Here is a 10,766-nt window from a genome sequence, read left to right as displayed (position 1 = left end):
CGATGCGGTCGCCCCGACCCGGATCTCGCGTCCCGCGGACGGCTCCGACTCCCCCCGTGTGCCCGACCCCGCTGCGGGTGACCGGGTGGCGGGGAACGCCGATGCGACACCCGTACCCCCGGGCGCCCCCGCCGCTTCGAGCACACAGGACGGCCCCACCGGGGCGAAGCCCCCGCTGGAGCTGGACCACGGCACCGGGGAGCAGGAGTCCATCCCGGTGCGTCCGCAGGCGAACGAGGACCACGGACCCGAGTGGAACGAGCACATGAACGTGCTCGACCGCCACCTCAGCACCGCCGACACCCCCGCCCCGCCGCGCCCCAAGTTCGCCGACGTCGTCCCCGAGCACGCGCGCGGGGCCAAGGACCCCTCCGAGTGGTTCGACGACGGCAAGAAGCGCCACCCCGACCAGCCGCGGGTCGGCGACAAGGACAACCCCGTCATCCCCGCCGAGGAACTGCGCGAGAGCGCCGACGCGGAGGACGCGGCCCCGGCGGCCAAGCCGCCCACCCAGCTCGACCACGGCACCGGCGAACTCGCCGGGTTCGCCGAGGTCCGCCAGGCCCCCGAGCGCCGCCGTACCGCCGCCGACCTCGAAGAGGCCGAGGCCGCCGCGCTGGCCCGCCGCCGCGCCCCGCACCCCGGGCCCGCGGCCTCCGACGGCGAGGGACCCGCCCCGGTCAAGTGGAGCATGCGCGCCTCCGGCGCCGCGGACCCGGACACCGTCGAGGAGCCCGCCGCCCCCGACGCCCGGGAGCCCCGGGAACCCCAGGAACCCCGGGATCCGGAGCAGGGGCCGGTCCACGACCCGCACGACGGCGTGTTCCACCGGGTCGCCCAGAACGCCCGCCGGATCGGCCGCCTCTTCGGCCAGCCCGCCCCCGGCGAGGAGCCCGAGCCGCCCCGCCGCGAACCCCGCCCCGACCTCGAACTCGACCACGGCACCGGCGAACAGGAGAGGCTGGGCGACACCCCGCACGGCTCGCCCACCGCCCCCGCCGTCGGGCCGGCCGCCGCCTCCGCCGTGCGCACCGAGGCCCCCGCGTCCGCACCGGCCGGGCCCGCCGACGACTCCGGCGGCACCCGCGGCTGGCGGCGCCTGGCCAAGGTCGTCACCGGCGGTGCCGCCCCGGTCCGCTCCGAGCTGTCCCCGGAGGACGTCGAGCGCCTGCGCACCCCGCTGGAGAGCCCCCGCAGCCTGGTCGTCCTGGGCTGCACCGGCGGTGCGGGGCAGACCGTCACCACGCTGATGATCGGCCACACCCTGGCGGGCTACCGGGACGAGCGCATCGTCGCCGTCGACGTCAACCCGGGTCCCAACGGCCTCTCCCGCCGCATCGGCGCGCAGGCCCCCGAGACCCTCACCGCGCTGCTGGCCAACGCCGACGGCATCGGCGACCAGGAGGCGATGAGCGCCTACACCGGCCGCACCCCGACCGGCCTGGAGGTCGTCCAGACCCTCGACGACCCCTACGTGCAGACCCTCGACGACCGCGACTACGCCCAGCTCACCGGGCTGCTCGGCCGCTTCTACGCGGTCACCGTGCTGGACCCGGCGGCCACCGGGGTCGCCCGCGCCCTGCCCGCCGCCGACGGCCTGGTCCTGGTGACCCCGGCCAACGCCGACGCCGAGCGCGCCGTCTCCATGACCTTCGACTGGCTCGACGGCAACGGTCACGGCGCCCTGCGCGCCAAGTCCGTCCTGGTGGTCAACGGGGTCAGCAAGCGCAGCCTGCCGGACGTGGACGCCGCCGAGCGGGTGGCCCGCGGCCGCTGCCGGGCGATCGTCCGCATCCCGTGGGACGACCACCTGGGGTCCTCCTACACGCGCATCGACGTCGGCGCCCTGCGGGCCAGCACCAAGCGCGCCCACGGCGCCCTGGCGGGCGTCATCGTCGACAAGCTCCTGACCTGAGACCCGCCCCGAGCCGCCTGTTCCGCGCTCCGCCCGACCCCCGCGCGGGGCGCCCGCACCCCCGCTGCCCGGCGGCCGCCCGGGGCCATGTCCCGTGGGGTGGTGTGACTTTCGCGCGGTTGCGTCCTTGCAGGTCATCGCGGCAGTCGGCCGGCGCCGGTCCGCCGCTGCGTGCGGGCGGTCCGCTGACCGGGGCGGAAGAGCCGCCGAAGGCGGCGGGACACCGACCGGGCGGACGCCGACGGCGCACGTCCGTGGGGAGAGGGCCGGGAAGGCCGCACCACTCGATGGGACACCATCCCGCCCTGACCCGGCCGTACGCACCCCCGGCCGGTCACCCGCCACCCGGACCCGCGCACGGCGGTGCCCCGCCGCCCGTTCCCGGGTGGCGGGGCACCGCCGCGTTCACCTGCCGGCGGGGGTGAAGTCGCGCGAGGCCAGGAACCCCGGCCTGGGGTCCTCGCCCCCGAACGGCTTCTCGCAGGCGTTCTCCACGCTGTTGTAGACGATGAACACGCTCGACCGCGCCCACGGTGTGATGTTCGACCCGGCCGCGTACATGCAGTTGGCGTCCAGCGCCGTCACGTCCCCGGGCGCCGCCTGGAGCGCGTCGATGCCGTGCCGGTCGGCCAGGATCGTCAGCGTCCCCCGGTCGGGGGTCCCGGCGCGGCCGCCGTCACCCTCCTCCAGGCAGGACACGTAGGTGCGGTGCGAGCCGGGCATCACCAGCGGCGCGCCGTTGTGCGGGTGGTGGTCGGTCAGCGCCACCGAGAACCCGACGGCGCGCATGCGCGGCATACCGTCCTCGGCGTGCCAGGTCTCGAAGTCCGAGCTCCAGTACAGGGGGCCGCCGCCGAACCCGGGGCGGTGGTCGAGTCGGCTCTGGTGCACGTACACCTCGGAGCCGAGGATCTGGCGGGCGGGCTCCACCAGCCGGGGGTCGTTCACCAGCGCCTCGAACGCCTCGCTGACCCGGTGCACCTCGAACACGGAGCGGATGCCCCCGTCGGCGGGGTCCACGACCGCGCGCTCGTCACGGCGCAGCCGGGGGTCGCCGACCAGCCGGTCGGCCTCGCTCAGGTGTCCGGCGGCCTCGCCCTCGTCCAGCAGCGACGCGAACCGGGTGTACCCGCGGCGGTCGTGCTCCTGTAGGCGCGCGTCGGTGAGGGGGCCGTCCTCGGCGGTGCCCCAGACGGTGGGGTCCCTCCGGTAGAGGAGTGCGGCCTCGGTGCCCTTGCGGGTGGGGTAGTCGTCCAGTGTCGGGAGATCCATCTGCAACGTCATGGCCGAGCCCCTGTGCGGGGTGATCCTTTCGGTGTCGCTGTCTCTGCGTTGGACGGTCCGTACGACATCCGAACGTAACAAACGCCTTGGCGTCCGTTCCCCGATGATTTTCTTCGCTTGGTTTATCCGCTTTCTCCGCGGGTAGGGTGGGCCTACTCTGGGGCGCCCGCCGGAAAGGTCAAGGGCGCCTTTTGTGTTCTTGCCGTCCATTGGTGCGGCGTTCTCCCATGTGCCCCCGGCCTTCCCGCGCCCGCCGTGACGCCGTGTGCCGCGCGCGGTCGCACCGTGTTCATCGCCCCAGGTGTGCGGGGAGCGGGCCAACCGCCCAAACCCCCGACCGGCCACCCGCTTTTTTTCCGTGATCCAGTTCACAGGGATATGGTGCGGAACCTGGTGCAAAAGCGGCGGCCCCGAACCGCGCCCTTAACACCGGGTTCCCCTGGAATTCCCATACGGGGGACTGGTGCGAAAGCCCGGGTCGCCGCACAGTGATGGAGGTCCTTCCCTCGACCCGCTCAAGAGGAGAGAACAGAATATGACCCCCACCCCCCGTGGGCTTCGTGCTGCCCTGGCGACGGTCTTCGCACTGGTCCTCGCCGTCGTCGTCGGCTGGGCCGCCCCGGCCTCCGCGCACCACGTCCTGCCGCCCGGTATCCCCTCCACCGCCGCCGCGCAGTCCCAGCTCGACTCCCTCACCGTCGCCGCCAAGGGACCCCAGACCGGCTACGACCGCTCCCTGTTCCCGCACTGGGTGGTGGTCGACAGTCCCTGCACCGCCCGCCAGGTGGTGCTCGTCCGCGACGGGCACGACGTCGTCACCAACTCCAACTGCCAGCCCACCTCCGGCAGCTGGTACAGCACCTATGACAACGTGGACTGGAGCGGCGACGTCTCCCAGATCAGCATCGACCACATGATCCCGCTCAGCGAGGCATGGAAGACCGGCGCCGCCTCCTGGACCACCGGTGAGCGCCGGGACTTCGCCAACGACGTCGACTCCCCGCAGCTGTGGCCGGTCACGACCTCGGTCAACAGCTCCAAGGGCGACAAGGACCCCTCCCAGTGGATGCCGCCGAACACGGCGATCCACTGCTCCTACGTCAAGGCGTGGGTCAACGTGAAGTACCGCTACGACCTCACCGTCACCTACTCCGAGAAGTCCTCCATCCAGAACACCATCGACGACCGCTGCTGACGCACCCCGGTCCGCGGCCCGCCCCGGTCCCCGGGGCGGGCCGTCGCACACCCGTGCCCGTGCCCCCGCCCCTGCCCCCGTCGGCCGGGGCCCGCCCGCCGCGGCCGCACCGGGTCCCGCCTTTCAGGACGGGCCACCGCGCTTTCCGGCTCGCCGTAAAGCGTTCCGCTTCTACCGCCGGGTACCGATGCAGCACACTATGGGGGTGGCACAGGCACGGCCGCGCCCCCGCCGGGTGCGGCCGCCGCGCGACGCGACCAGGAGGGGCGGCAGAAGATGACCGGCACATGGGGGACCCGCGGCTCGACCCGCCTCGCGGTCCGCTACTTCGACGACCGCGTGCTGTTCAGCGAGAGCGAGGCCTGGGCCTACTTCCGGCTGCCGACGGTCTCCTACGAGTTCACCACCCCCGAAGAACGCCAGGCCCTGGCCACCAACATCACCATCGCCCTCGCGGCCATCCGCATGAACGACGCCGAGGTCCACCTCCGCGTCGCCCACCGCACCTACCCCGCCGCCGAGTGGGCCACCCGCCTGGACGAGACCTCCGACTCCGGCCCCGGCTGGTACGACCACCTCGACGAGACCTACCGGCACGTGTGGGCCAAGGACTTCTGGACCAAGGAGGTCTACCTCGGGGTGCGGCTCGGCCTGCGCGGCTCCGGCCCGGGCCTGGGCCTGTTCTCCCAGTTCCGGGGCGCCTACCAGCGCACCGAGGAGATCCTCGGCATCGACGACGACGCCGTCGACGACAAGGAGCTCTCCCGCTGGACCGACCAGGCCGAACGCCTGGGCCGGGCACTGGCCGCCAGCTCCCTGCACGCCCGCCACGCCACCGCCGACGAGATCGCCTGGCTGATCCGCCACTCCGTCACCGGCAGCTCCGAGGAACCCCGCACCTCCGCCGCCGGGCGCCGCACCTGGGGCCGCGGCGAGATCGAGGCCCTGGTGGACGGCACCCTCCACAACGGCCGCTCCATGCTCCGCCTCGAACAGCCCTCCGGCTCCACCTGGGTCGCCTTCCTCTCCTTCGCGCGCTTCCCCGACCTCATGCCCTTCCCCGACGGCGAACCCTGGCTGCACCACGCCGACTCCCTCCCCTTCCCGGTGGAGGTGTCCCTGCGGATGAAGCTCATCCCGCCGGCCAAGGCCTCCAAGGACGTCGGCCGCAAGCTCGCGCACGCCCGCGACATGGACGCCCACATCCGCGAGGCCGGGGTGGAGGCCCCCATCGCCCTGGCCGAGCAGATCGACGCCGCCCGCATGCTCGAACACGGCATCACCAAGGAACGCCTGCCGTTCGTCTACGGCTGGCACCGCCTCATGGTGTCCGCGCCCACCGAACGCCTCCTGGTCCAGCACGTCGAGGCCGTCATCGAGCACTACCGCGACATCGGCATCGACGTCATCAACTCCACCGGCGACCAGTTCTCCCTGTTCAACGAGTCCCTGCCGGGCGACCGCATCAGGCTGAGCGCCTACGCCCAGCGCCAGCCGCTGCGCACCATCGCGGGCGGCATGCCCACCGCCACCGTCGACGTCGGCGACCGGGCCGACCGCTCCGGCGGCGGCTGGGTGGGCCCCTACATCGGTGAGACCATCGGCCGGGCCCGCTCCATCGTCCACTTCGACCCGCTGGTCGCCGCCGCCCGCAACCGGCCCACCGCCATCGCCATCACCGGCGAGCCCGGCGGCGGCAAGACCACACTGGCGCTGCTGCTCCTCTACCAGCTCGCCCTGCGCGGCGTCACCGTCGCCGCCATCGACCCCAAGGGCGACGCCGAGTCCCTGGTGCAGCTCCTCCAGCGCCGCGGCCGCAAGGCCCGCATCATGTCCCTGGGGTCGGCGCAGCCCGGTCTGCTGGACCCGTTCGCGTTCGGCGACGACCTGGCCGCCAAGAAGACCATGGCCACCGAGACCCTGCGCCTGCTGCTGCCCCGGATGAGCGAGGAGCGCGAGTCGGCGATGATCCAGGCCGTGGCCGCGGTCGCCAACCAGCCCCGCCCCTCCCTGGCCAAGGTCGTCGACCACCTGTCGAACGCCTCCGACGCCGCCTCCCGCAACCTCGGCGCCGTCCTGGGCTCCATGTCGGAGATGCGCCTGGCGTCCCTGTGCTTCGACCCCCAGGGCGACGCGCAGATCGACACCGAGGGGTGGACCACCGTGTTCACCCTGGGCGGGCTCACCCTGCCCGACTCGGGGCTGCGCCGCGACGACTACTCCTACGAGCAGCGGCTGTCGGTGGCCCTGCTGTACCTGGTGTCCCAGTTCGCCCGCCGCCTCATGAACGGCCTGGACCGGCACCTGCCCAAGGCGATCTTCCTGGACGAGGCGTGGGCGGTCACCTCCACCCCCGAGGGCGCCAAGCTGGTCCCGGAGGTGTCCCGGATGGGCCGCTCCCGCAACACCGCTCTCATCCTGGTGTCCCAGAACGCGGGCGACCTGCTCAACGAGCAGGTCACCAACTGTCTGTCCTCGGTGTTCGCGTTCCGCTCCAGCGAACGCTACGAGGTGGAGAGCGTCATGTCCCTGCTGGGGGTGGAGCCCACCGAGGACCACCTGGCGGTGCTGCGCAACCTCGGCAACGGCGAGTGCCTGTTCCGCGACCTGGACGGCCGGGCCGCCCGGATCTCCGTGGACCTGGTCTCGGAGGATCTGCTGCGCTGGCTGGACACCAACCCCACCCGCCGCCGCCCGGGCGCCGGGGACGAGGACCTGGTCACCACCACCCGCTAGGGCTGACCGCGGCCGGGCGCGGCGCACACCCCGCCCCGCCCGCCCCACCGGGTGCCCTGCGGTCGTCGGCCGCCCTGCTCCGGTTCGTCGCCGCGGTCGCGGGCCGCCCGCCTCGGCGGTCCGCGCCTCCGCGGCCGCCGCGATCTGCGCGGTGAGCAGTACTCCGCGCGCCTCCGCGTCGCCGGGTACGGTGTCCGCCGTCTCGCCCGCCTCACCCGGTGTCTCGCGGTCGTCGGCCGCCCCGCCCCGGTTCGTCGCCGCGGTCGCGGGCCGCTCACCCCGGCGGTCCGCGCCTCCGCGCCTCCGCGCCTCCGCGCCTCCGCGTCGCCGGGTGCGGCGTCCGCCGTCGGCCCCGCCCGGCCGCCGGTGGCCGGAGCGGGTCACCGAACGCCCCCGGCCTGCGCCGATCGCCCCGACCGGGACCGCCCGGCAAGCTCCGGGCGCGGCCGGGTTCGGTCGGGGCGCCGGGTGGGCATCTCTTACCCTGTCGGGTTCCTCCCGCTACGCCCGATCGCCGCCGACCGCCCCGAACCGACACACTCACAAGGGACCGCCCATGAGTGAGGACGTCATCCGCCGGCCCAGACCCGTCATCGACCCCGCCCTCCCCGCCCCCGAACGGGACGAGCTGCGAAGGCGGGCCTGCACCCCCCGCCCGCTCGTGCAGTGGCCCAGCGGCGAGCTCGTCACCCGCCGCGCCCGGCTGCGCGAGGCCGCGGTCCACCTGCTCGCGGTCGGGGGCACCCTCGCCCTGTCCCTGGTCACCGCGGGCTGGTACCTGGGCATGGCCATCGTCAACATCGGCCTCATCGCCCACGTCGCCGCCCTCGCCCTCCGCGGCGACGCCCATCCCGCCACCCGCGCCGCGAGCGTGGTGACGGGCGCGGGCGCCCTCACCGCCATCCCGGTCTGGCTGCTCGACCTCCTGCCCGGGGACCCGGCCGCGGGCATCCCCTGGGGGCTGTTCGGCGTTCTGGTGGCCCTGGTCTCCGCCGACGCGCTCACCTCCCGCGTTCAGGAGACCGAACCCGCCGACGTCCCGGAGGGCGCCGTCGTCCACCCGGACGACCTGAGCGAGTCCGACCACACCGCGCTCTGCGCTGTTCAGCACACCATAGACCTGGTCGAACGCGCCCGCGGCGCGTTCGGCGGCGGGGACTCCCTGGACACCGACCGGGCCCTGACGGTGCTGCGCGAGCAGGAGTGGCGCATCGCCGTCCTGCTCGCCCGCCAGCGCGAACTGCGCCGCGCCCACCTGCGCCGCTGGCAGCGCGCGGACTCCCCGCGGGTGCGCGAGGCGCTGCGGCCCCAGCGCGAGCACCTGTGCGCGGTGGAGGACGCCGTGCACACCCGGGTCGACCAGATCGTCGAATACGGCCGCCTGGTGGAGCGGGCCGTGGCCGCCCACCGCGAGTGGGAGCAGTGCCAGGAGGCAGCCGACTCCACCGCCGCCTACGTCGAGCACCGCGCCGCCGCGGCGTTCCTGGGCGCGGGGTCGCCGGAGGTGACCGAGCTGGCCGCCACCGCCGAGGCGGCCCGCCGGGTCCGCGACGAGCACATGGACCGGCTCGCCGACCACTCCCTCCTCCTCTGACCGTGCCGCCCGGGGAGCCCGGGTGACGCACCCCGCCCGACGCCACCGTGGCGGGGAGCCCCCGCCGTGGCCGCATCCGGACGCCGGCCCACCCCCGCCACCTCCGTTTTCTGTACACGGCCGCATGCGGACAGCGATATCTCGGACAAACCGTCCCGAGCACTCCCGGCTTCTGACACATTGGGCGCATGATCGAACACTGGGAGGGCGAGGATCTGCTCGCCTCGGTGCGCAAAGGCGTCACGGTCCGGGCCGCCGCGGCCCGCGGCGGCTACGCCGAGCTGCTGGACCGGGCCCGCCGCGACCTGGAGGCCGGCCTGCCCGAGCACCTGCCGCCGGACGATCCGCGGGCCCGCGCTCTCGCGGACACCCTGCCCGAGTACGTCGACGCCGTCCTGGCCGACCACGTCCACCGCCAGCGCCGCCGCCCCTCCCGCACCGACTCCGAACGCCTCACCCGCGCGTTCCGGTCCCTGGACGCCTCGGGGATCCTCGCCCGCGAGGAGTTCCTCTGCTGCGACGGCTGCGCCCGCGCCGACCTCGACGCGGAGGCCGCCGCCTCCGGCAGCCGCGGCTACGCCTACTACCACTGGCAGGACACCCTGTCGGCGGCCGACGGCGCCCCGCTGACGGTCGGCTTCGAGTCCACCCACCGGGTCCGCCGCGCCGCCGTCGGCGCGGAGGTCGCCGAGGCCCTGCGCGCCCACGGTCTCACCGTCCACTGGGACGGCGACCCGGAGCGCAGGATCGAGGTGGGCATGGACTGGAGCCGCCGCCGCCACGACCGCCTGGCGGCCTTCCCGGGCCCGGCCTCCGACGGCGAACCGCACGTGGACGCCGACTTCGCCAACCCCGGCCCGTACCGCCTCCCCGAATGGGTCACCCGCCACCGCGGCCGCGTGAGCGTCCGAGAACTCGCCCGCCTGGTGCTGCCCTGGCTGCCCCGCGGCGTGCGCGCGACGGTCGGCGCGGGCGGCCGCACGGCGGTCCTGACCCGTGACTTCGACCTCCTGCGCGTGGAGGGCGGCCCGGTCCTGGACCGCGACCGGATCGAGGACGTCCTGGCCTGCTGGGCGGTGGGCGCGGGCTGGCCCGCACCACTCGCGCCGGACCCCCGGACGGCGGGCCCGAGCCCGCTGGACGTCACCTACGCCGACGCGGCGACCGGCGGCATGGGGTTCGTGGACTACGCCGAACCCCTGAGCGGCGCCGCCGCCCGCGACCTCGTCTACCGGTTGACCCCGGTAGACGGCACCTTCGGGGTGTTCGCGGCACGCTCGGGCGCGGTGGTCCAGATGATGTGGCAGGAGGGCCCGAGCCTGTGGATGGAGAGCCCGTCCGCCGACGAGCGCCTGGCCAGCGGTCGCCACGTCACCCTCCCGGAGGCGGAGGAGATGGTGCGCGTGCTGGCCGACGAGGGCCGCGTCGCCCTCGCCGAACTGGGCGAGTTGCAGGTCACCCGCTGGTGAGGCCGCCCGGCCGCACCGGCCGCGTCAGTCGAACGCCGCACCCAGCCGGAAGTACGCCCGCGCCTTGGGCGGGATCAGCAGCAGGGCGCCGATCAGGGCGTTGAACAGCAGCAGGACCAGGTAGAACGGCAGCTCCTCGCGCGCGTAGACGACCACGCCGAACATGGTGAAGACCAGCGCCACCGACACCGCGATCTGCAACAGCACCACCAGCCCGTACACCACCCGCGAGCGCAGCAGCAGGCCCACCACCGCGGCCGCCGAGAACCCGCCCCACAGGGAGAGCAGGATCGGTCCGCCCCACCCGGCGAAGACGGTGCCGGTGCCGGAGCCGCCCAGTGACAGCAGGGCCAGGACCAGCAGGTAGAGGGCGTTGAGCCCGAGCATCGCGCACACCGCGATCACCGAGAACGACAGCTTGGGCGCGGGGGCGCCGGTCGGCGCGGCGGAGGGGAGGGGCCCCGTGGTGCCGGTGTGGCCCGCCCCGCGCACGAAGCCGCGTGCCGCGGTGGTCGTGTCGACCCGGGCCCGCGGGTCCGGGGGGCCGACGGGACCGACGGGCGGGACCGGCAC

At 74.5% G+C, this 10,766-nt stretch carries 6 protein-coding genes and 1 pseudogene; 5 read left to right on the top strand and 2 right to left on the bottom strand.

Going from position 1 to position 10,766, the window contains the following annotated elements:
- Positions 1 to 1,915: pseudogene (locus QJS33_RS30315) on the top strand (chromosome partitioning protein); the annotation flags it as partial.
- Positions 1,916 to 2,320: 405 nt separating this feature from the next.
- Here the strand turns inward: QJS33_RS30315 and QJS33_RS30310 are convergent.
- Positions 2,321 to 3,199, bottom strand: a complete 879-nt coding sequence (locus tag QJS33_RS30310; protein ID WP_306371503.1) for a phytanoyl-CoA dioxygenase family protein — start codon at positions 3,197 to 3,199, stop codon at positions 2,321 to 2,323.
- A 535-nt stretch (positions 3,200 to 3,734) separates the two neighbouring features.
- Here QJS33_RS30310 and QJS33_RS30305 point away from each other — a divergent pair.
- From QJS33_RS30305 to QJS33_RS30290, 4 genes are all read left to right on the top strand, one after another.
- Positions 3,735 to 4,394: an HNH endonuclease family protein gene (locus tag QJS33_RS30305; RefSeq protein WP_306371502.1), complete on the top strand. Its 660-nt coding sequence runs from the start codon at positions 3,735 to 3,737 to the stop codon at positions 4,392 to 4,394.
- Positions 4,395 to 4,670: 276 nt separating this feature from the next.
- A complete protein-coding gene (locus tag QJS33_RS30300; RefSeq protein WP_306371501.1) occupies positions 4,671 to 7,130 on the top strand; it encodes an ATP-binding protein in 2,460 nt (819 codons plus the stop codon).
- A 556-nt stretch (positions 7,131 to 7,686) separates the two neighbouring features.
- Complete coding sequence (locus QJS33_RS30295; protein WP_306371500.1) at positions 7,687 to 8,724, top strand: hypothetical protein; 1,038 nt, start codon at positions 7,687 to 7,689, stop codon at positions 8,722 to 8,724.
- Between the two features lie 188 nt (positions 8,725 to 8,912).
- The gene (locus tag QJS33_RS30290; protein ID WP_306371499.1) at positions 8,913 to 10,193 is read left to right on the top strand and encodes a hypothetical protein; all 1,281 of its coding nucleotides are present in this window, start codon (positions 8,913 to 8,915) and stop codon (positions 10,191 to 10,193) included.
- A gap of 24 nt (positions 10,194 to 10,217) precedes the next feature.
- Here QJS33_RS30290 and QJS33_RS30285 read toward each other — a convergent pair.
- Positions 10,218 to 10,766: hypothetical protein (locus QJS33_RS30285; protein WP_306371498.1), on the bottom strand; the 549-nt coding region annotated here is incomplete at its 5' end.

It is taken from the genome of Nocardiopsis sp. CC223A (assembly GCF_030766825.1).
In the GTDB taxonomy this organism is placed as follows: domain Bacteria; phylum Actinomycetota; class Actinomycetes; order Streptosporangiales; family Streptosporangiaceae; genus Nocardiopsis.
This window is presented reverse-complemented; position numbering and strand designations above follow the sequence as displayed.